This is a genomic window from Burkholderia sp. Bp8991, assembly GCF_003853795.1.
In the GTDB taxonomy this organism is placed as follows: domain Bacteria; phylum Pseudomonadota; class Gammaproteobacteria; order Burkholderiales; family Burkholderiaceae; genus Burkholderia.
In genome coordinates, this window is the sequence record NZ_QTQJ01000052.1 from 16,717 (window position 1) to 36,351 (window position 19,635).

The window sequence follows — 19,635 nt, forward strand, 5'->3', positions numbered from 1 at the left end:
CGTCATGCGCTTTTGCACCGGCGGGCCGCATGCAGCGCTTCCGCGCGCTGCTTCACGTCGCGCGCGCACTGGTCGAACCCCTGTTTCACCCAGCCGCCGTGCTCGCGCATGATCGTTTCCGCGTTGAGGCCGAGGAACTGGTCCGTCGTGAAGTAGCGGCAGCGCTCGGCGCCGTCGGCTTCGACGTACTGGTCGCGGCGCGCGGCGTCCTTGTTGTCGTCGGTCGGGCGCTGCTCCCACGACAGCAGGCGCTCGGGCTCGTATGCGACGAGGATTTCGTTGACGGGAATCACCGTCTCCGTGCCGGGAATGCGCACCTGCATGTGCACGAAGTCGCCGATCCGGCCGGTTGTCTCGAGGCCGACGCAAAACGTGTTCCATTCGCCGTAGCGCGGAAAGTCGGTCAGGACTTCCCAGACGACGGCGGCGGGGGCGTCGATCGCGACGGTGATCGAGGTGACGAGATTGGCTGGTTTGGTCATGGCGGGTATCGAATGTGAGTGAGTGAGCGGAGGGGGCCGCGGCTGCGCCCGCACGGGCGGGTACGCGCCGCGACAGCCGGAACGGGTCGCGCCGGCGCCGGCGGGCATGGCGGACGCGCCGTGCAATGCATGGGGCTGAGCGGCGGCCGGCGCGCGTCGCACATCGCGGCGAACCCCACATCGAGCGTAGGCCGGTGCGTGCGGCGAAGAATCGTCGGAACGGACTAAGGCGTTTCACCGGGCCGGCGATCCGGTGTCGGCGTCGGTACGCGACGCACGCGCGCGGTACGCCGTGCGGTTCGAACGTCGACATCGCGCGAACCTGCCGCGACAATACCGGTCACTCTTCAGTTTCCTGCTCGAGGTGCCCGTGCCAGCGAAGTCGACCATTGCTCCTGCCATCGTGTGGTTCCGCGACGATCTGCGCGTGACCGACCAGCCCGCGCTGACGCGCGCGGTTGCGTCGGGCCGGCCGCTCGTATGCGTGTACGTCGACGACACGGGCGAAGGCGCGGGGCGCGCGCTCGGCGGGGCGGCGCGCTGGTGGCTGCATGGGTCGCTCGCCGGACTCGATGCGGCGCTCGCGCGTCATGGCGGACGCCTGCTGCTGTTGCGCGGCGATGCGCCGCGCGAGATCGAACGCGTCGCGCAGGACACGGGCGCGGCAGCGGTGTACTGGAACCGCCGCTATGCGCAGCCGCAGCGCGATGCCGATGCGGCGTTGAAGGCGTCGCTGAAGGCGCGCGGCGTCGAGGTCGAGAGCAGCAACGGCAGCCTGCTGAACGAACCGTGGGACGTGCTGACGGGCGCCGGCACGCCGTTCCAGGTGTTCACCGCGTACTGGCGCGCGGTGCGGCGCGATCGCACGGTGGCGGCGCCGCTGCCGGAGCCTGAGCGGATCGCGTTTCATCCGTGGCCGGCCGGCGTGCGCGAACGCGCGCTGCCGCTCGACGCGCTCGGGTTGCGTCCGCACGCGCCGGACTGGGCGGGCGGCCTGCGCGACGCGTGGCCGGCACCCGACGAAGCCGGCGCACAGGCGCGGCTCGATACGTTTTCCGTCGAGTCGCTGACCGGCTATGCCGATACGCGCGACCGGCCCGACCGGTCGGCGACGAGCCGGCTATCGCCGTGCCTGCGCTTCGGCAACCTGTCGCCGCGACAGGTGTGGCATGCGGTGCAGGGTGCGGCACAGGCGGGCGGTGCGGCCTGCGCGGCCGGCGCCGAGAAGTTCCTGAGCGAACTCGGCTGGCGCGAATTCAGCCATGTGCTGCTGTATTACTTTCCGGCGCTCGCGACCGACAACTTCCGGGCGCAGTTCGACGCGATGCCGTGGCGCGACGATCCTGCCGCGCTGCGCGCGTGGCAGCGCGGGCTGACCGGTTACCCGCTCGTCGATGCGGGGATGCGCGAGCTGTGGACGACCGGCTGGATGCACAACCGCGTGCGGATGGTCGTCGCATCGTTTCTCGTCAAGCATCTGCTGATCGACTGGCGGGCCGGCGAGCGCTGGTTCCACGACACGCTCGTCGACGCGGATGCCGCGAACAACCCGGCGAACTGGCAATGGGTGGCCGGCTGCGGCGCCGACGCCGCGCCGTATTTCCGCATCTTCAATCCGGTGACGCAGGGCCGGAAGTTCGACCCGCAAGGGGCGTACGTGCGCCGCTGGGTGCCGGAACTCGCGGGCCTCGACGCGGTGACGATCCACGCGCCGTGGGAGGCATCCCCGATGGAGCTTGCGGCGGCCGGCGTGCGGCTCGACGTCGACTATCCGGCGCCGATCGTCGATCACGACGGCGCGCGCCGTCGCGCGCTCGATGCGCTGGCCTCGTTGCCGAAGCGTCGCCAGGCGTGACCGGCCGTCGCTGCGCGCGGCCACGGTTCGCCGCGTCAGTCGCAGAACGCCGCGTGCTCGAGCAGCGCGAGCACGACGCCCGAATCGAAGTAGGCCGCGCCGCACCACGCGACGAACGCGAGCGCGCCGGCGGCCAGCGCCGCACGCATCACGCCCATGCGGCTTTGCCCGGCACCGGCCGCGCGATGCGCGCGTCGTCGATCGGCAGGTGCAGCAGCGCGGCCAGCACGCCGAGCGCGATCGAGCCGATCCACAGCGGCAGGTACGAATGCGTCGCGTCGTACACGAGCGCGCCGAGCCAGACGCCGAAGAAACTGCCGAGCTGGTGCCCGAAGAACACGAAGCCGAACAGCGTCGCGATGTAACGCACGCCGAACACCTGCGAGATCACGCCGTTGGTCAGCGGCACCGTGCCGAGCCACGTGAAGCCCATCACGGCCGCGAACACGTAGACGCTCGCGGGCGACAACGGCGCTGCAACGAACGCGGCCATTGCCAGCGCGCGGACGAGGTACAGCACGGACAGCACGTACTTGCGCCGCAGCAGGCCGCCGAGATGGCCGCATGCGTAGGTGCCTGCCACGTTGGTCAGCGCGATCAGCGCGAGCGCGACGCTGGCGTGGCGCGCCGGCAGGCCGTGATCGAGCAGGTAGGCGGGCAGGTGGGTCGCGATGAACGCGAGCTGGAACCCGCACGCGAAGAATCCCGCGTTCAGCAGCCAGAAGCCGCGATGCGCGAACGCTTCGCGCACCGCCGCGCCGATCGACTGGTCGGGGCCGTCCGCGCGGCTCGCGGCCTGCGCGGGCCGGTCGCGCACCAGCGCGGCGAGCGGCGCGAGCAGCGCGGCGACGAGGGCGAGCGCGACGAAGGCATGCTGCCAGCCGATGCCGCCGATCAGCACCTGCGCGACCGGCACCATGCAGAACTGGCCGAGCCCGCCGATCGCGCCGGCGACGCCGAGCGCCCAGCCGCGCCGGTCGGGCGGAAACAGGCGGCTCAGCGCGCCGTAGATCGACGCGAAGGCCGACCCCGACAGCGCGACGCCGATCACGAACCCCGCGCCGGCCGTGAACACGCCGGCCGATGCGGCGAACGCCATCGTGACGAGCCCGGCCGCGTACAGCAGCATGCCGGCGACGATCACGCGCACCGACCCGAAGCGGTCGGCGATCATGCCGGTGAACGGTTGCGCGATGCCCCAGATCAGGTTCTGCAGCGCGAGCGCGAGGCCGAACGCTTCGCGCGACCAGCCGTGGTCGAGCGTGACGGGGGCGAGGAACAGTCCCTGCACGTGACGGATGCCGAGCGCGGCGCCCATGATCAGGCCGCCCGCGAGCACCGGCAGCCAGCGGCGCCGGGCGTCTTGTTCGATCGGGGTCATGCGTGTCTCCGGATGGATGCGTGTGGCGCGGCGGCCGCGTTCGATCCGATTAGACGATCCGGTGCCGGGGCGCTCAAGCGATCATTCGGTCGCGTTCGCATGCGTGCGGGGAATGCGATGCGGCGCGGACGCGATGTCGGCGACGCGGGCTGTATGCGCCGGATGCGTGAAGCCGCTGCGCCGCATGCAGCCGGCGTGACAGGCGGCCGATGCAACGGAGCGGGGCGTCGGTGCAGCGCCCGTGGCGGCGTTCATGTACGTGCGAAGGCCACGCCGGCGCCGCCTCGATGCGGGATTTCGCTCGCGGCTCGCGGCTACCGCTGCGCCACGTCGTACGCCCGCATCGCGGCGTCGCACTCGGCCGCTTCCGCGAGGATCCAGTCGCGCACGTCGGCGACTTCGCGGCGCGGTGCCGGATCGTGCCGGAACAGCCAGTAGCCGTACGCATCCGACAACGCCTGCGAGTGCGGGCCGAGCACCGCGAGCCGGCCGTCGGCGAGCATCGGCGCGACGAGCGCGAGCCTGCCGAGCGCGACGCCCTGGCCGGCGATCGCGGCGTGGATGACCTGGTCGTACTGGTTGAAGCGCAGCACGCCCTTCGGGCGCGCGTCGCCGAGCCCGGCCGCGTGCAGGTGCGCACGCCACTGCAGTCGGGTTTGCGGCGGCCCGTCGAATTCGAGCAGCACGTGCTCGGCGATAGCGGCTGCGTCGGTGACGGGCCGGGCGGCCAGCGCGGGGTGCGCGACCGGCACGACGATCTCGTCGAACAGGTGCAGCGCGCCGGCCGGCGCGCGCTCGCGCGGGCAGTAGCGGATTCCGAGGTCGATGCCTTCCGCGCGCAAATCGAGTACCTTGTCGTTCGCGGCCACGCGCAAGTCGATGTCGGGCAGGCGCGCCTGCAGGCGCCCGAGTCTGGGCAGCAGCCACAGCGCGGTGACGCCGATGCTCGCGGTGATCGTGACGGGTTGCCGCTCGCGTGCGGCGGCGAGCGATGCGACGGTGTCCTGCAGGCTGAGCAGCGCCGCATCGGCGGCGCGGAACAGCCGCTCGCCTTCCGGCGTGAACGCGATCTTGCGATAGCCGCGCTGCAGCAGCGCGACGCCGAGATGCGCCTCGAGCGCGTGCACCTGGCGGCTGACCGCCGACTGCGTGACGCACAGGTCCTGCGCGGCGAGCGTGATGCTCATGCGGCGGCCGACGGCGACGAAGCCGCGCACGAGGTCCAGCGACGGGAGACGGACGAGCGGCGTTGACATGCGTAGGGCTCATGCGAACGGAGCAGCAAGATTGGTTGAGAACGTCCGGCGCGTCAAGTTCAATGGAGGCTGGCCGATCGGGCGGGCGCCGGGCAGGCGGTGCCGCACAGGAGACACGATGACGATTTCGAACGAAGCAGGCGGGGCCGCGTGCGCGGCGGATCAGGCAGCGGGGCGCCCGGCGGGTGCGTTGCCGCCGGAGGTCGTGACGCTGACCGCGGCCGACGGTTACGTGCTGCGCGGCTACGTGTGGCGGCATCGCGGCAGCACCGTGCGGCCCGTGACGGTCGTCAATTGCGCGACGTCGGTGCGCTGCGACTACTACTTCCGTTTCGCGGCCTGGCTGTTCGCGCAGGGGCGCGACGTGCTCGTCTACGACTATCGCGGGATCGGCGGCTCGCGCCCCGCGCGGCTCGCGAAGCTGCGCGCGAACTGGCTCGACTGGGGGCGGCTCGATTGCGAGGCCGCCTTGCAGTACGCGCGCGACGCTTTTCCGGGCCAGCCGCTCGACGTCGTCGCGCACAGCATCGGCGGCTGCGTGCTCGGGCTCGCGGCGTCGAACGCGTACGTGCGTCACGTGGTGACGGTGGGCGCGCAGTATGCGTACTGGCGCGACTATCGGCCGGAAGAGCGGCGGCGCATGTGGTGGAAATGGCACGTCGCGATGCCGGCGCTCGCGGCCGTATTCGGCTACGTGCCCGCGAAGCGGCTCGGCTGGATGGAAGACACGCCGCGCGGCATCGCGCTGTCGTGGGTGCGCGCGCAACCGCGCTTCGAGGACGCCTTCACGGACGGCCTGCTCGCCGAACCCGCGGCGAGCCGCGCCGCGCTGCCGGCCCGCTTCGCGCGGCTGCCGGCGTCGATGCTCGCGATCGGCCTCGACGACGACGGGTTCGGCACGGTCGACGCGATCGAACGGCTGGTCGGCTACTACACGGGCAGCGACGTCACGCACCTGCGGATCGCGCCGCGCGACATCGGCGTCGACGCGATAGGCCACTTCGCGTTCTTCCACAGCCGCTTCACCGACACGCTGTGGCCCGTCGCGCTGGACTGGCTGCAACACGGCGCGCTGCCGGCCGATGCGCCGGGCCGCGTCCACGCGCGCCATCCGGCGCAGCGTGCGCGGCTGGCGGGAAGCGGCGTGCCGGGTGCCGTCGCGCACGGGTGAACGCGCGCGCAACCCGGCCATCGCGTCGATGAGACGGTTGCACCGGCTGCCGCTGCTGCCGCTGCCGACGATCTCGGTCGCGATGCGTCGGTCTCCGTCCCGTACGATCGATTAACATCGAACGTTTCGTTCGCCTGACTGCCGCGTGCCGATGTCCATTCCTCCCGATTCCGAGATTGCCGACGACCTGTCCCGCGCGTGGCGCGTGCACCTGCTCGATGTGCCGCCGGCCGCGTCGCGTGCCGGCGTGCAGGTCGCGCGCGTCGATTTCGACTGGCGCGTGCCGCTCGCATCGCCCGCCTACGCGGCGCTGAGCGACGCGGAGCGGGCGCGTGCCGGGCGCTATCTGCGGCACGAGGATGCGGTGCGCAGTGCCGCGACGCGCGCCGCGCTGCGCGACGTGCTCGGTGCGGCGCTCGGCATCGCGCCGAAGGACATCGCGATCGTCGTCGACGCATCGGGACGGCCGTCGCTGGATTCCGCGCATCGCGTGTCGCTCGATTTCAACGTGTCGCACGCGGGCGATCACGCGCTCATCGCGTGGGCGGCGACGGGGCGCGTCGGCGTCGATATCGAAAGCTGCAACCGCACGACCGACTGGCGTGCGCTGACGCGCGAAGTGTGCGCGGCCGCTGAGGCTGCGTATCTCGACGGCCTGCCGCTCGCCGCCCGCGCGGACGCGTTCATGCGCGTGTGGGCCGCGAAGGAGGCGCTGCTGAAGGCGCTCGGCACCGGCATCGTCGGCGGGCTGCGCGCGTTCGCGGTCGTGCCGCCGCGCGATGCGGCGACGCCCGCGACGACGATCGTCGAGCCGGCCGCGCCCGCCGCCGGCGTGGCCGCGTTCGACGCGGGCTGGCTCGACGCGGCGCCCGGCTACGCGGCGTGCGTCGCGTGGGCGCGGTGACCCCGTTTCAGCGCGCGACGCTCATTCGAGCGGTACGTCGTTGGGCGCCGCGTAGCGCGCCTTGATCACGTCGCTCATCGGGAACTCGAACGCGAGCCCCTTCGGCGGCACCGGCTTCATGAACCACTTGTCGTACAGCGCGTTGATCTCGCCGCTCTTCATCAGCTGCACGAGCACGCCGTCGACGAGCGCCTTGAACTGCGGATCGTCCTTGCGCAGCATGAACCCGTACGCTTCCGACGATTGCGGCGTGCCGACGATCGCCCAATCGGCCGGCTTCGCCGCGAGCTGGCGCACGCCGGCGAGCAGCACGTCGTCCATCATGTACGCGGCCGCGCGGCCCGATTCGAGCGTGAGGCGTCCTTCGCCGTAGTCCTTCGCGCTGATGATCTGCATGTTCATCTTCTTTTCCTCGTTCATCTTGCGCAGCAGGCGTTCGGACGTCGTGCCCTGGTTCGTCACGACCGTCTTGCCGGCGAGATCGGGGAAGTCGCGGATGCCCGAGTTCGTGCGCGTGAGCAGGCGCGTCGTCGCGACGAAGAAGGTGGTCGAGAACGCGACCTGCGCGTGACGCGCGGCGAGGTTGGTGGTCACCCCGCATTCGAGATCGACGGTGCCGTTCTGCACGAGCGGGATGCGGTTCTGCGACGTGACCGGGATGAAGCGCGCCTGCAGGTCGGGCTTGCCGGTGCGCGCCTTCACGGCGGCGATCACGCGGTCGCACAGGTCCTGCGAGAAGCCGATCACCTTGCCGCTCGCGTCGACATAGGAGAACGGCACCGACGTCTCGCGATGGCCGATCGAGATCAGGCCGCTTTGCCGCACCTTCTCGAGCGTGCCGGACAGCGGCTCCGCGGCGAGCGATGCGCCGCACGCGAGCGCGCACGCGGCGACGAGCAGGCTGCGGCCGAGAAGGGTGGTCAACCGGGGCGGGATGGTCATGGCGGATCTCCGTGGGCGGATCGTAGGGAAGCGTCGATTCGTATGTTGCCAAAAACAAAATAATTGCAACATATGTTAATTGCGAGGCCTGTCTGGCCGCTCCGGCGCGCCGCGCCGGACATCAGGGAAACTCCCGAGTCGGAATTATGAAAAACAGGTTGTCTAGACAAGTCGTGGTGGCTACACTGCAATCCATCCCGAACTTGTCTAGACAGGATTGCTCACATGATTACGTTGACCCCCGGCCACCTGACCCTTCCGCAACTGCGCAAGATCGCTCGCGAATCCGTGCAGCTCAAGCTCGACCCGGCGAGCTTCGCGAAGATCGACGCGGGCGCGAAGGCCGTCGCCGACATCGCGGCGAAGGGCGAGCCCGCATACGGCATCAACACGGGTTTCGGCCGCCTGGCCAGCACGCACATCCCGCACGACCAGCTCGAGCTGCTGCAGAAGAACCTGGTGCTGTCGCATGCGGTCGGCGTGGGCGAGCCGATGGCGCGCTCGTCGGTGCGTCTCCTGATGGCACTGAAGCTGTCGAGCCTCGGCCGCGGCCACTCGGGCATTCGTCGCGAAGTGATGGACGCGCTGATCACGCTGTTCAACGCCGACGTGCTGCCGCTGATCCCGGTGAAGGGCTCGGTCGGCGCATCGGGCGACCTGGCACCCCTCGCGCACATGTCGGCCGTGCTGCTGGGCGTCGGTGAAGTGTTCATCCGCGGCGAGCGCGCCAGCGCGCTGGACGGTCTGCGCGTCGCGGGCCTCGCGCCGCTGACGCTGCAGGCGAAGGAAGGCCTGGCGCTGCTGAACGGCACGCAGGCGTCGACCGCGCTGGCGCTCGACAACATGTTCGCGATCGAAGACCTGTACCGCACCGCGCTGGTCGCGGGCGCGCTGTCGGTCGACGCGGCAGCCGGCTCGGTGAAGCCGTTCGACGCCCGCATCCACGAACTGCGCGGCCATCAAGGCCAGATCGACGCGGCCGGGTCGTACCGCGACCTGCTCGAAGGCTCGCCGATCAACCAGTCGCACCGCGACTGCGACAAGGTGCAGGATCCGTACAGCCTGCGCTGCCAGCCGCAGGTGATGGGCGCGTGCCTGGACCAGATGCGCCATGCAGCCGACGTGCTGCTGGTCGAAGCGAACGCCGTGTCGGACAACCCGCTGATTTTCCCGGATACCGGCGAAGTGCTGTCGGGCGGCAACTTCCACGCTGAACCCGTCGCATTCGCGGCCGACAACCTCGCGCTCGCCGCGGCGGAAATCGGTGCGCTGGCCGAGCGCCGCATCGCGCTGCTGATCGACGCGACGCTGTCGGGCCTGCCCCCGTTCCTCGTGAAGGACGGCGGCGTGAACTCGGGCTTCATGATCGCCCACGTGACGGCGGCCGCGCTGGCATCGGAGAACAAGACGCTCGCGCACCCGGCGTCGGTCGACTCGCTGCCGACCTCGGCGAACCAGGAAGACCACGTGTCGATGGCGACGTTCGCCGCGCGCAAGCTCGCCGACATCGCGGACAACACGAAGCACATCCTCGCGATCGAACTGCTGGCCGCCGCCCAGGGCGTCGACCTGCGCGCGCCGTACCACACGAGCCCGAAGCTCGCGCCGGTGATGGAAACGATCCGCGGCAAGGTTGCGCACTACGAGCTCGACCACTACTTCGCACCGGACATCGCGGTGATCGCGAAGCTCGTCGGCGAGCGCGCGTTCGCGAAGGTCGCGCCGTTCTCGTTCGCATCGGAACAGTAAGCCCATGAGCGCGCCGGTCTACCAGGAGATCAAGGATTTCATCCTGGGCCGCATTCACGCCGGCGAGTGGGCGGAGGGCGACCAGGTGCCCTCCGAGAACGAACTGGCCCGCGAGTTCAAGGTCGCACGCATGACCGTCAACCGCGCGTTGCGCGAGTTGACGGCCGAGCAGGTGCTGACGCGCATGAAGGGCGCCGGCACCTACGTCGCGCGGCCGAAGTACGAGTCGACGCTCGTCGCGATCCGCAGCATCTCGGAAGAGGTCGACGCGCGCGGGCATGCGTACCGCGCCAGCGTGCTCGGCCTCGAGACGATCCGCGCCGACGAGGCGCTCGCCGACGAGATGCAGATGGCCGTGCGCGCGAAGCTGTTTTATTCACAGGTGTTGCACTTCGAGAATGACGAACCCGTCCAGCTCGAAGAACGGTGGGTGAATCCGGCGGTCGCGCCGGATTATGCCGAGCAGGATTTTACGAACACGACGCCGAACCTGTACCTGATGCGCGCGGCCCCGCTGCAGCGCGTCGAGTACCGGATCGAAGCGGCGGCTCCGGCGCCCGGGCGGCGCGAGCAGCTGCGGATGGACGACGTCGAGCCGTGTCTGGTTTTACATCGGCGCACCTGGTCGCAGGGCGTCGTCGCCTCGGTGGCGAATCTGTGGCACCCCGGCAGCCGTTATCGCTTCACCGGGCATTTCTGATTCCTATTTGATAGTCATTTTCCTTCGGGAGCAGTCGTCATGAACCATCCGAAACACATCGATCCCCGTCTCGATCCGACCCGCACGATCCGCGCGCCGCGCGGCAGCGAGAAGGTCTGCAAGACCTGGCTGGCCGAAGCGGCCTACCGGATGATCCAGAACAACCTGGATCCGGAAGTCGCCGAGCATCCGCACGCGCTCGTCGTGTACGGCGGCATCGGCCGCGCGGCGCGCAACTGGGAATGCTACGACCAGATCCTCGCGTCGCTGAAGGATCTCGAAGAGAACGAGACGCTGCTGATCCAGTCGGGCAAGCCGGTCGGTGTGTTCCGCACGCATAAGGATGCGCCGCGCGTGCTGCTCGCGAACTCGAACCTGGTGCCGCACTGGGCGACCTGGGATCACTTCCACGAGCTCGACCGCAAGGGCCTGATGATGTACGGCCAGATGACGGCCGGCAGCTGGATCTACATCGGCAGCCAGGGCATCGTGCAGGGCACCTATGAAACCTTCTTCTCGGTCGCGAACCAGCACTTCAACGGCGATCCGTCGGGCCGCTGGATCCTGACGGGCGGCCTCGGCGGCATGGGCGGCGCGCAGCCGCTCGCCGCGACGATGGCCGGCTTCTCGATGATCGCGGTCGAATGCGACGAGACGCGCATCGACTTCCGCCTGAAGACGCGCTACGTCGACAAGAAGGCGACGACGCTCGACGAAGCGCTCGGCATGATCGACGAAGCGAAGCGCACCGGCAAGCCGGTGTCGGTCGGCCTGCTCGGCAACGCGGCCGACGTGTTCGCGGAACTCGTGACGCGCGGTATCACGCCGGACTGCGTGACCGACCAGACGAGCGCGCACGACCCGATCAACGGCTACCTGCCGCAAGGCTGGACCGTCGCGCAATGGCGCGAAGCGCAGAAGGTCGATCCGCAGAGCATCGTGAAGGTCGCGAAGCAGTCGATGGCCGTGCAGGTGCGCGCGATGCTGACGCTGCAGGAGCGCGGCGCCGCCACGCTCGACTACGGCAACAACATCCGCCAGATGGCGCTGGAAATGGGCGTCGAGAACGCATTCGACTTCCCGGGCTTCGTGCCGGCCTATATCCGCCCGCTGTTCTGCGAAGGCAAGGGCCCGTTCCGCTGGGTCGCGCTGTCCGGCGATCCGGAAGACATCTACAAGACCGACCAGAAGGTGAAGGAGCTGATCCCCGACGATCCGCACCTGCACAACTGGCTCGACATGGCGCGTGAGCGCATCGCGTTCCAGGGTCTGCCGGCGCGGATCTGCTGGGTCGGCGTGAAGGATCGCTATCGCCTCGGCCAGGCGTTCAACGAGATGGTGAAGAACGGCGAACTGAAGGCCCCGATCGTGATCGGCCGCGACCACCTCGACACCGGTTCGGTCGCGAGCCCGAACCGCGAGACGGAATCGATGAAGGACGGTTCGGACGCCGTGAGCGACTGGCCGCTGCTGAACGCCCTGCTGAACACCGCAGGCGGCGCATCGTGGGTGTCGCTGCATCATGGCGGCGGCGTCGGCATGGGCTTCTCGCAGCACTCGGGCGTCGTGATCGTCGCCGACGGTACCGCCGAAGCGCACGAGCGTCTCGGCCGCGTGCTGCTGAACGATCCGGCGACGGGCGTGATGCGCCATGCGGATGCCGGCTACGAACTCGCGCAGCAGACGGCCCGCGAAGCCGGCCTGAAGCTGCCGATGCTCGGCCGCTGAGCATGACGGCGCTCGACCAGGCGCCGGTGAGCGTGACGATGATCCGCGCGGCGGATCTCGTCGCGTCGCCGTGGAAGAACGGCGGCGGCGTGACGCGCGAGATCGGTGCATTCCCGCCGGGCGCCGCGCTCGATAGGTTCGCATGGCGCGTGAGCGTCGCGGACGTCGGCGCGGCCGGCCCGTTCTCGCGTTTCGACGGGATCGACCGCACGCTCGTGCTGCTGTCCGGCGCGGGCATGACGCTCGCCGAAGAAGGGGGCGCGCGCCACGTGCTCGACGCGCCGCTCGCGCGTGCGGACTTTGCCGGCGAGACGGCGATCGACGCGACGCTGCACGACGGCGCGACGCGCGACTTCAACCTGATGACGCGCCGTTCGGCCGCGCGCGGGACGCTCGACGTGTGGCCCGAAGGCACGCACCGCGCCGAGCGCGCCGATACCGTGCTGCTGTTCTGCGCGACGGGCGCGGTCGGCGTCGAGATCGACGGCGCGCACTACGCACTGCAGGAAATGGACACGCTGCGGCTCGACGGGCCGCAGCGTGCGTTTGACGTCGTCGTGAGCGGAGGCGGCGCGCTGCTCGCCGTGTCGCTCGCCGTCGGCGAACGAGACTGAACGCATGAAACCGACTGTCTGGCATCACCTGAGGCTGTGTCCGCACGGCCATCCCGACGAGACGATCGACGACGCGGCGATCGCAGTCGACGAAACCGGCACGATCGTGTGGCTCGGCGCATTGTCCGCGCTGCCGCACGGTTATGCGCACTGGCAGCGGGAAGACCTGCACGGCGCGTGGGTGACGCCGGGCCTCGTCGACTGCCATACGCACCTCGTGTACGGCGGCACGCGGGCCGACGAGTTCGCGCAGCGCCTCGCCGGCGTCAGCTACGAGGAGATCGCGCGGCAGGGCGGCGGGATCGTGTCGACGGTGCGCGCGACGCGCGCGGCCGACGAGACGACCCTGTTCGTGCAGGCCGCCGCGCGCCTGCAGCCGCTGCTCGCCGACGGCGTGACGGCGATCGAGATCAAGTCGGGCTACGGGCTCGACCTCGCGAGCGAGCGCAAGATGCTGCGCGTCGCGCGCCAGCTCGGCGAGCGCTTCCCGGTCACGGTCTACACCACGTTCCTCGGCGCGCACGCGCTGCCGCCGGAATATGCGGGCCGTGCGGATGAATACATCGACGAAGTGTGCGGCCGGATGCTGCCGGCGCTCGCCGACGAAGGCCTGGTCGACGCGGTCGACGTGTTCTGCGAGCGCATCGGCTTTTCGCTCGCGCAGACCGAGCGCGTGTTCGAGGCCGCGACGCGGCGCGGGCTGCCGGTGAAACTGCACGCGGAGCAGTTGTCGAACGCGGGCGGCACCGCGCTTGCCGCGCGTTATCGCGCGCTGTCGGCCGACCACCTCGAATTTCTCGACGAAGCCGGCATCGAGGCGATGAAGGCGGCCGGTACGGTCGCCGTGCTGTTGCCCGGCGCGTATTACTTCATTCGCGAAACGCAATTGCCGCCGATCGAGCTGCTGCGCAAGCATGGCGTGCCGATCGCGCTCGCGACCGATCACAACCCCGGTACCTCGCCGCTCGAATCGCTGCTGCTGACGCTGAACATGGGCTGCACGCTGTTCCGCATGACGGTGCCCGAGGTGCTGCAGGGCGTGACGCGCCATGCGGCCGCGGCGCTCGGTCGCGCCGATCGTCACGGTGCGCTCGAGATCGGCCGCCAGGCCGATTTCGCGGTCTGGTCGGTCGGCTCGCTGTCGGAGCTCGCGTACTGGATCGGCCGGCCGCTGTGCGAGCAGGTCGTGCGCGGCGGCGCGACGGTGTTTCGCCGGATGAACGGCTAGTTTTTGCGGAGGGCCGGACGCGGCGCTGAAGCGTCGGTCCGGTCGATCGCCACGGAGCGGAAGTGGGCGCCGACGCGCCGCCTCCTGCCATCCGGGGCTTGGGACCGGACTGCGCGTTAGCTCGCCGAATCCGGCCAACAAGGACTCACGATGACCGACTCTATGTTGTTCGCGGACCATGCCCGGCTGCCCGATGGCTGGCGCCGCAACGTGCTGCTGCGCTGGGACGCGGCCGGCACGCTGACCGACGTGACGCCCGACACCGACGCGCCGGCCGGCGTCGCGCGCGCGGCCGGGCCTGTGCTGCCCGGCATGCCGAACCTGCATTCGCACGCGTTCCAGCGCGCGATGGCGGGGCTCACCGAATATCGCGCGAATCCCGCTGACAGCTTCTGGAGCTGGCGCGACCTGATGTACCGCTTCGCGCTGAAGATCACGCCCGACGCGCTCGCGGCGATCGCCCGCTGGCTGTACGTCGAGATGCTGAAGTGCGGCTACACGTCGGTCTGCGAATTCCACTACGTGCATCACGCGCAGGATGGCTCGCGCTATCCGCAGATCGCGGAACTCGGTGCGCGCGTGGTCGATGCCGCGCGCTCGGCAGGCATCGGCATCACGATGCTGCCCGTGTCGTACCAGTTCGCCGGCTTCGGCAACAAGCCGCCGCGCGACGACCAGCGCCGCTTCATCAATACGCCGGACGGCCTGCTCGAGCTGCTCGACGCGATGCGCCGCGTCGCGCCCGAGCACGGCGGCCTGCGCTACGGCGTCGCCCCGCACTCGCTGCGCGCGGTGTCCGAGAACGGCTTGCGCGTGCTGCTCGAAGGCCTGCCCGACGACGCGCCGGTGCATATCCATATCGCCGAACAGACGGCCGAAGTCGACGATTGCGTGCGCGCGTACGGCGCGCGTCCCGTGCAATGGCTGCTCGATCGTTTCGACGTCGATGCGCGCTGGTGCCTCGTGCACGCGACGCACGTCGATGCGGCCGAAACGGCCGCGCTCGCGAAGCGTCGCGCGGTGGCTGGCCTGTGCCTGACCACCGAGGCGAACCTCGGCGACGGCGTGTTCCCGGCGCTCGACTATCTCGCGCAGGGCGGCGTGATCGGCGTCGGCTCGGACAGCCATGCGTCGGTCGACTGGCGCTCGGAACTGCGCCTGCTCGAATACGGGCAGCGGCTCGTGCATCGCGCGCGCAACGTGCTCGCGAGCGACACGCAGGCGCATGTCGCCGACCGGCTGTTCGACGCGTCGCTCGCGGGCGGCGCGCAGGCGAGCGGGCGGCGCATCGGCGCGCTGCGTGAAGGCTGCCGCGCCGATTGGCTCGTGCTCGATCCCGATCATCCGGCGATCGCGGAGCACGACAGCGCGTCCTGGCTGTCGGGCACGGTGTTCGCCGAGCACGGCGACACGCCGGTGCTCGACGTCTATACCGGCGGCGAGCGCGTCGTGAGCGGCCGCCGCCATCGCGACGAAGCCGCAGCTTATGCCGACTACCGCGCCGCGCTGGCGCAACTGCTGCGCTGAATGCGCGGCATCCGGCGCACGCCGCGCGCGTGCGCCGGCCGACTTTTACGGTGATGCGACATGACTGAACAACCGGCTGTATTCACGCTGAAGCAGGGCACGCTGCCGCTGCTGATCTCGATTCCGCACGCAGGCACCCACATCCCCGACGACATCGCCGCGACGATGACGCCCGACGCGCGCTTCGTCGACGATTGCGACTGGCACCTCGAGCGCCTGTACGGCTTCGCGGCGACGCTCGGCGCGTCGATCCTCGTGCCGTCGCACGCGCGTTACGTCGTCGACCTGAACCGTCCGCCCGACAACGAGAACCTGTATCCGGGGCAGGACACGACCGGGCTCGTGCCGGTCGATACGTTCGACAAGGCGCCGCTGTATCCGGCGGGCGCGCTGCCCGGCAACGACGAGATCATGCGCCGTCGCGACCGCTACTGGCGCCCGTATCACGACGCGCTGCAGGGCGAGATCGCGCGGCTGAAGCGCGAGCACGGCCGCGTGCTCGTGTGGGAAGCGCATTCGATCCGCTCGCACGTGCCGCGCTTCTTCGAGGGCCGCCTGCCGGACTTCAACTTCGGCACGTCGAGCGGCGCGAGCGCCGCGCCGGGCCTTGCCGAGGCGCTGGCCGCATGCGTGAGCGCGCACGGCGGTTATACGGCCGTCGCGAACGGGCGTTTCAAGGGCGGCTACATCACGCGCCACTACGGCGTGCCCGCGACCGGCGTCGAAGCCGTGCAACTGGAGCTGTCGCAGATCACTTACATGGAAGAGACGCGTCCGTATGCGTACGACGAAGCGCGCGCCGCGCGGATCGTGCCGCTGCTGCAGACGCTCGTCGAAACCGCGCTCGCGCATCGCTGATCCGTCGGCGCGTGCGGCGGCACGGCGCGATGTCGCGCCACGGCCGGCCGGCTGGCAAGGCGCACATTGGTGCATCGCACAAAACGGCATCGACCCGAGCGGTCGATGCCTTTTTTTCGTCTGATCGATGTCGGGATCGGTACCTGAAAATTTGACGCAATTTTTAGGTGATATAAGCTGAATGTCAGGAAGTCGTCACGCGCGCCCCGGCCGCGACGGCGTCGATCAGCGCCGCACCGCGCCGGAATCCGTTGCGAGACACCTTGCCGACGTGTCGTCGCGCGGCATTGCCGCCCCCGCTTCATCGCGACACGTGTCCTGCCTTCATCAGTCAGTCGAGTACGATCGTGAAAGCCGCCAGCCCTTCGATACGCCGGACCCGAAGTCCGTCGGCGGGCGCGCCGCCTCAGGCCGGGCCGATCCGGCATGCTGATCGCGGCACGCGCGCCGCCCCCATACGCGAGCCCCGCTTCTTCGCTGTGCCCCATCGCGGCCTGCGCCGCTTCAATGTCGTCACCGCACACGTGTTCAGCGCGGTGCAGTGCGACGGCAGCGCTTCATTGTTGCCCTAGCGTCCTTTTCCGCTTTCGCGTCGGATCGCACCGCCTGCTGCCGCACCGTCCGAGCGGCACGATCGCGCGTGGACGCGTGCAGCGCCATCGCGGGCCGCCATCGTCCTGCGCGTCCGCACGCGTCGCGCATTTATCGCGGAGGCGATCATGCGACCGCGCCCGCTCGTAGCCGTCACCGCCGATCGCGTCATGCGCGGCGCCCATCCGAACCACACGGCCGGGGAGAAGTATCTCGTCGCGCTGGTCGACGGTGCCGGCGCGCTGGCGTTCGTGCTGCCCGCGCTGGGTGCGCGGCAGCCGGTCGACGCGATCGTCGCGGCGATCGACGGGCTGCTGCTGACCGGCAGTTATTCGAACGTCGAGCCGCATCACTACGGCGGCCCGGCGAGCGCGCCCGATACCCTGCACGATCCCGCGCGCGATGCGACCGCGCTGCCGCTGATCCGAGCGGCGATCGATGCGGGCGTGCCGGTGCTCGCGATCTGCCGCGGCATGCAGGAGCTGAACGTCGCGTATGGCGGCACCTTGCATCAGCGGCTGCATGCGAGCGCGGGCTTCGACGATCATCGCGAGCGCGACGGCGATCCGCTCGAGCGGCAGTACGGCCCCGCGCACCGCGTGCAGCTCGCGCCGGGCGGGCTGCTACAACGGATCGCGCACGGCGCGCACGACGCGATCGTCAATTCGTTGCACGACCAGGGTATCGCGCGGCTCGGCGCGGGCCTCGCGGTCGAGGCGAGCGCGCCCGACGGGCTGATCGAGGCCGTGAGCGTGCGCGGCGCGCGTGCGTTCGCGCTCGGCGTGCAGTGGCATCCCGAATGGCGCCACGCGGAGCAACCGCTGTCGCGCGACATCTTTACGGCATTCGGCGCGGCGTGCCGCGCGCGCATGACACAGCGCATTTATGCGGCCGGCGGCACCATGCCGTCGCCGGCTGCATCCGACATCGACTGAACGAGGCCGATCATGCAACCCGAACTGAGCGAATTCCTGCGCCAGCACCGCATCACCGAAGTCGAGGCGATCATTCCCGACATGGCCGGCATCGCGCGCGGCAAGATCATTCCGCGCAACAAATTCGAGTCCGGCGAATCGATGCGCCTGCCGCAGGCCGTGATGGTGCAGACCGTCACCGGCGACTATCCGGAAGACGGCACGCTGACCGGCGTGACCGATCCCGACATGGTGTGCGTGCCCGATCCGTCGACGATCTGCCTGATTCCGTGGGCCGTCGACCCGACCGCGCAGGTGATCCACGATTGCGTGCATTTCGACGGTTCGCCGGTCGAGATCTCGCCGCGCTACGTGCTGCGCCGCGTGCTCGACCTGTACAAGGAAAAGGGCTGGAAGCCCGTGGTCGCGCCTGAACTCGAGTTCTATCTGGTCGACATGAACGCCGACCCCGACCTGCCGCTGCGTCCGCCGGTCGGGCGCACGGGGCGGGCGGAAACCGGCCGTCAGTCGTATTCGATCGAGGCCGTCAACGAGTTCGATCCGCTGTTCGAGGACATCTACGAATACTGCGAGATGCAGGGCCTCGACATCGAGACGCTGATCCACGAGGTCGGCGCCGCGCAGATGGAGATCAACTTCGTGCACGGCGACGCGCTGTCGCTCGCCGACCAGGTGTTCCTGTTCAAGCGCACGGTGCGCGAGGCGGCGCTGCGCCACAACATGTATGCGACGTTCATGGCCAAGCCGATGGAAAACGAGCCGGGCTCCGCGATGCATATCCACCAGAGCCTCGCCGATGTGCACACCGGCCGCAACCTGTTCGCCGACGACGGCGGCGTCGTGTCGCCGATGTTCCAAAGCTATCTTGCGGGCCTGCAGAAATATACGCCCGCGCTGATGCCGATCTTCGCACCGTACATCAACTCGTATCGCCGCCTGTCGCGCTTCATGGCCGCGCCGATCAACGTGCAGTGGGGCTACGACAACCGTACGGTCGGCTTTCGCATCCCGCAGTCGACGCCGGTCGCGCGGCGCATCGAGAACCGGATTCCGGGCGTCGACTGCAATCCGTACCTCGCGTTCGCGGCGACGCTCGCCGCCGGTTATCTCGGCCTCACGCAGCAGCTCGCGCCGACCGAACCGATCGCGTCCGACGGCTACGACCTGCCGTACCAGCTGCCGCGCAACCTCGAGGAAGGCATCTCGCTGATGGCGGCGTGCACGCCGCTCGCCGGCATTCTCGGTGACAAGTTCGTGAAGGCGTACCTGGCGCTGAAGGAAACCGAATACGAAGCGTTCTTCCGCGTGATCAGTTCGTGGGAACGTCGCCATCTGCTGCTGCACGTGTGAGCGTGCGCACGACCGCATCAAGGAACGACGGAGGAAACATGACTTACCGTAACGAACCCGCGTGGATCCAGCCCACCGCGCCGGCCACCGCACCGCGCACGACGCAAGCACACTCGACCGCCGAATACCGCGCGCTCGACGCCGCGCATCACATCCATCCGTTCTCGGACATGGGTGCGCTCAATCGCGCGGGCAGCCGCGTGATCGTGAAGGCCGACGGCGTCTATTTGTGGGACTCGGACGGCAACAAGATCATCGACGGGATGGCCGGCCTCTGGTGCGTGAACGTCGGCTACGGCCGCAAGGAACTTGCCGATGCCGCATATCGCCAACTGCAGGAACTGCCGTTCTACAACACGTTCTT

The 19,635-nt window shown here is 69.6% G+C and carries 18 protein-coding genes; 13 read left to right on the plus strand and 5 right to left on the minus strand.

The genetic code is table 11. The features are described from left to right. Positions 1-2: 2 nt before the first annotated feature. Entirely contained in the window at positions 3-482 is a 480-nt protein-coding gene (locus DIE02_RS33870) for an SRPBCC domain-containing protein (RefSeq protein WP_124489544.1), read from the minus strand. Between the two features lie 370 nt (positions 483-852). On the opposite strand from DIE02_RS33870, the gene DIE02_RS33875 reads away from it, so the two are divergent. Next, positions 853-2,337 carry a deoxyribodipyrimidine photo-lyase gene (locus DIE02_RS33875; RefSeq protein ID WP_124489545.1) on the plus strand — a complete coding sequence of 495 codons (1,485 nt, stop codon included), beginning with the start codon at positions 853-855 and terminating at the stop codon, positions 2,335-2,337. Between the two features lie 35 nt (positions 2,338-2,372). On the opposite strand, the gene DIE02_RS36285 is transcribed toward DIE02_RS33875, so the two are convergent. The 3 genes from DIE02_RS36285 to DIE02_RS33885 all read right to left on the minus strand — a co-directional run bounded on the left by DIE02_RS36285 (position 2,373) and on the right by DIE02_RS33885 (position 4,974). Continuing rightward, positions 2,373-2,495, minus strand: coding sequence for a hypothetical protein (locus DIE02_RS36285; RefSeq protein WP_260427368.1), 123 nt, complete (start codon positions 2,493-2,495; stop codon positions 2,373-2,375). Continuing rightward, a complete protein-coding gene (locus DIE02_RS33880) occupies positions 2,486-3,718 on the minus strand; it encodes an MFS transporter (protein WP_124489546.1) in 1,233 nt (410 codons plus the stop codon). The genes DIE02_RS36285 and DIE02_RS33880 overlap by 10 nt, the downstream gene beginning before the upstream one ends. A 314-nt stretch (positions 3,719-4,032) precedes the next feature. Continuing rightward, a complete protein-coding gene (locus DIE02_RS33885; RefSeq protein WP_124489547.1) occupies positions 4,033-4,974 on the minus strand; it encodes a LysR substrate-binding domain-containing protein in 942 nt (313 codons plus the stop codon). 118 nt (positions 4,975-5,092) lie between these two features. On the opposite strand from DIE02_RS33885, the gene DIE02_RS33890 reads away from it, so the two are divergent. After that, positions 5,093-6,145 (plus strand): alpha/beta fold hydrolase, encoded by a 1,053-nt coding sequence (locus DIE02_RS33890; RefSeq protein ID WP_124489548.1) that lies wholly within the window; start codon positions 5,093-5,095, stop codon positions 6,143-6,145. Positions 6,146-6,296: 151 nt separating this feature from the next. Then, positions 6,297-7,049 (plus strand): 4'-phosphopantetheinyl transferase superfamily protein, encoded by a 753-nt coding sequence (locus DIE02_RS33895; protein WP_124489549.1) that lies wholly within the window; start codon positions 6,297-6,299, stop codon positions 7,047-7,049. A 21-nt stretch (positions 7,050-7,070) separates the two neighbouring features. Here the strand turns inward: DIE02_RS33895 and DIE02_RS33900 are convergent, their stop codons facing one another. After that, complete coding sequence (locus DIE02_RS33900) at positions 7,071-7,991, minus strand: glutamate/aspartate ABC transporter substrate-binding protein (protein WP_124489550.1); 921 nt, start codon at positions 7,989-7,991, stop codon at positions 7,071-7,073. Between the two features lie 225 nt (positions 7,992-8,216). Here DIE02_RS33900 and hutH point away from each other — a divergent pair, with 225 nt between their 5' ends. The 10 genes from hutH to DIE02_RS33955 form a co-directional block, all read left to right on the plus strand. Further along, entirely contained in the window at positions 8,217-9,740 is a 1,524-nt protein-coding gene (gene hutH / locus DIE02_RS33905; protein ID WP_124489551.1) for a histidine ammonia-lyase, read from the plus strand. A gap of 4 nt (positions 9,741-9,744) precedes the next feature. Continuing rightward, positions 9,745-10,440, plus strand: coding sequence for a histidine utilization repressor (hutC, locus tag DIE02_RS33910; RefSeq protein WP_124489552.1), 696 nt, complete (start codon positions 9,745-9,747; stop codon positions 10,438-10,440). A 39-nt stretch (positions 10,441-10,479) separates the two neighbouring features. Continuing rightward, on the plus strand, positions 10,480-12,168 hold the full coding sequence (hutU, locus tag DIE02_RS33915) for a urocanate hydratase (RefSeq protein WP_044847653.1): 1,689 nt from the start codon (positions 10,480-10,482) through the stop codon (positions 12,166-12,168). A gap of 2 nt (positions 12,169-12,170) precedes the next feature. Further along, positions 12,171-12,782, plus strand: coding sequence for a HutD family protein (locus DIE02_RS33920; protein WP_124489553.1), 612 nt, complete (start codon positions 12,171-12,173; stop codon positions 12,780-12,782). Between the two features lie 4 nt (positions 12,783-12,786). Continuing rightward, on the plus strand, positions 12,787-14,010 hold the full coding sequence (hutI, locus tag DIE02_RS33925; RefSeq protein ID WP_044847655.1) for an imidazolonepropionase: 1,224 nt from the start codon (positions 12,787-12,789) through the stop codon (positions 14,008-14,010). Between the two features lie 150 nt (positions 14,011-14,160). Next, positions 14,161-15,537: a formimidoylglutamate deiminase gene (locus tag DIE02_RS33930; protein ID WP_124489554.1), complete on the plus strand. Its 1,377-nt coding sequence runs from the start codon at positions 14,161-14,163 to the stop codon at positions 15,535-15,537. Positions 15,538-15,597: 60 nt separating this feature from the next. Continuing rightward, positions 15,598-16,395, plus strand: a complete 798-nt coding sequence (hutG, locus tag DIE02_RS33935; protein WP_124489555.1) for an N-formylglutamate deformylase — start codon at positions 15,598-15,600, stop codon at positions 16,393-16,395. Between the two features lie 719 nt (positions 16,396-17,114). Then, a complete protein-coding gene (locus DIE02_RS33945) occupies positions 17,115-17,921 on the plus strand; it encodes a gamma-glutamyl-gamma-aminobutyrate hydrolase family protein (RefSeq protein WP_124489557.1) in 807 nt (268 codons plus the stop codon). Between the two features lie 12 nt (positions 17,922-17,933). Then, the gene (locus tag DIE02_RS33950; protein ID WP_044847659.1) at positions 17,934-19,271 is read left to right on the plus strand and encodes a glutamine synthetase family protein; all 1,338 of its coding nucleotides are present in this window, start codon (positions 17,934-17,936) and stop codon (positions 19,269-19,271) included. A 38-nt stretch (positions 19,272-19,309) separates the two neighbouring features. Then, positions 19,310-19,635, plus strand: a 326-nt coding sequence (locus DIE02_RS33955) for an aminotransferase class III-fold pyridoxal phosphate-dependent enzyme (RefSeq protein WP_124489558.1), incomplete at its 3' end; no start/stop codon positions are given.

Excerpts from the sequence above, each read along its gene's own strand:
- DIE02_RS33870 (WP_124489544.1), bottom strand. The coding sequence starts at position 482 with ATGACCAAACCAGCCAATCTCGTCACCTCGATCACCGTCGCGATCGAC.
- DIE02_RS36285 (WP_260427368.1), bottom strand. The coding sequence starts at position 2,495 with ATGGGCGTGATGCGTGCGGCGCTGGCCGCCGGCGCGCTCGCGTTCGTC.
- DIE02_RS33880 (WP_124489546.1), bottom strand. The coding sequence starts at position 3,718 with ATGACCCCGATCGAACAAGACGCCCGGCGCCGCTGGCTGCCGGTGCTC.
- DIE02_RS33885 (WP_124489547.1), bottom strand. The coding sequence starts at position 4,974 with ATGTCAACGCCGCTCGTCCGTCTCCCGTCGCTGGACCTCGTGCGCGGC.
- DIE02_RS33890 (WP_124489548.1), top strand. The coding sequence starts at position 5,093 with ATGACGATTTCGAACGAAGCAGGCGGGGCCGCGTGCGCGGCGGATCAG.
- DIE02_RS33895 (WP_124489549.1), top strand. The coding sequence starts at position 6,297 with ATGTCCATTCCTCCCGATTCCGAGATTGCCGACGACCTGTCCCGCGCG.
- DIE02_RS33900 (WP_124489550.1), bottom strand. The coding sequence starts at position 7,991 with ATGACCATCCCGCCCCGGTTGACCACCCTTCTCGGCCGCAGCCTGCTC.
- hutH (WP_124489551.1), top strand. The coding sequence starts at position 8,217 with ATGATTACGTTGACCCCCGGCCACCTGACCCTTCCGCAACTGCGCAAG.
- hutC (WP_124489552.1), top strand. The coding sequence starts at position 9,745 with ATGAGCGCGCCGGTCTACCAGGAGATCAAGGATTTCATCCTGGGCCGC.
- hutU (WP_044847653.1), top strand. The coding sequence starts at position 10,480 with ATGAACCATCCGAAACACATCGATCCCCGTCTCGATCCGACCCGCACG.
- DIE02_RS33920 (WP_124489553.1), top strand. The coding sequence starts at position 12,171 with ATGACGGCGCTCGACCAGGCGCCGGTGAGCGTGACGATGATCCGCGCG.
- hutI (WP_044847655.1), top strand. The coding sequence starts at position 12,787 with ATGAAACCGACTGTCTGGCATCACCTGAGGCTGTGTCCGCACGGCCAT.
- DIE02_RS33930 (WP_124489554.1), top strand. The coding sequence starts at position 14,161 with ATGACCGACTCTATGTTGTTCGCGGACCATGCCCGGCTGCCCGATGGC.
- hutG (WP_124489555.1), top strand. The coding sequence starts at position 15,598 with ATGACTGAACAACCGGCTGTATTCACGCTGAAGCAGGGCACGCTGCCG.
- DIE02_RS33945 (WP_124489557.1), top strand. The coding sequence starts at position 17,115 with ATGCGACCGCGCCCGCTCGTAGCCGTCACCGCCGATCGCGTCATGCGC.
- DIE02_RS33950 (WP_044847659.1), top strand. The coding sequence starts at position 17,934 with ATGCAACCCGAACTGAGCGAATTCCTGCGCCAGCACCGCATCACCGAA.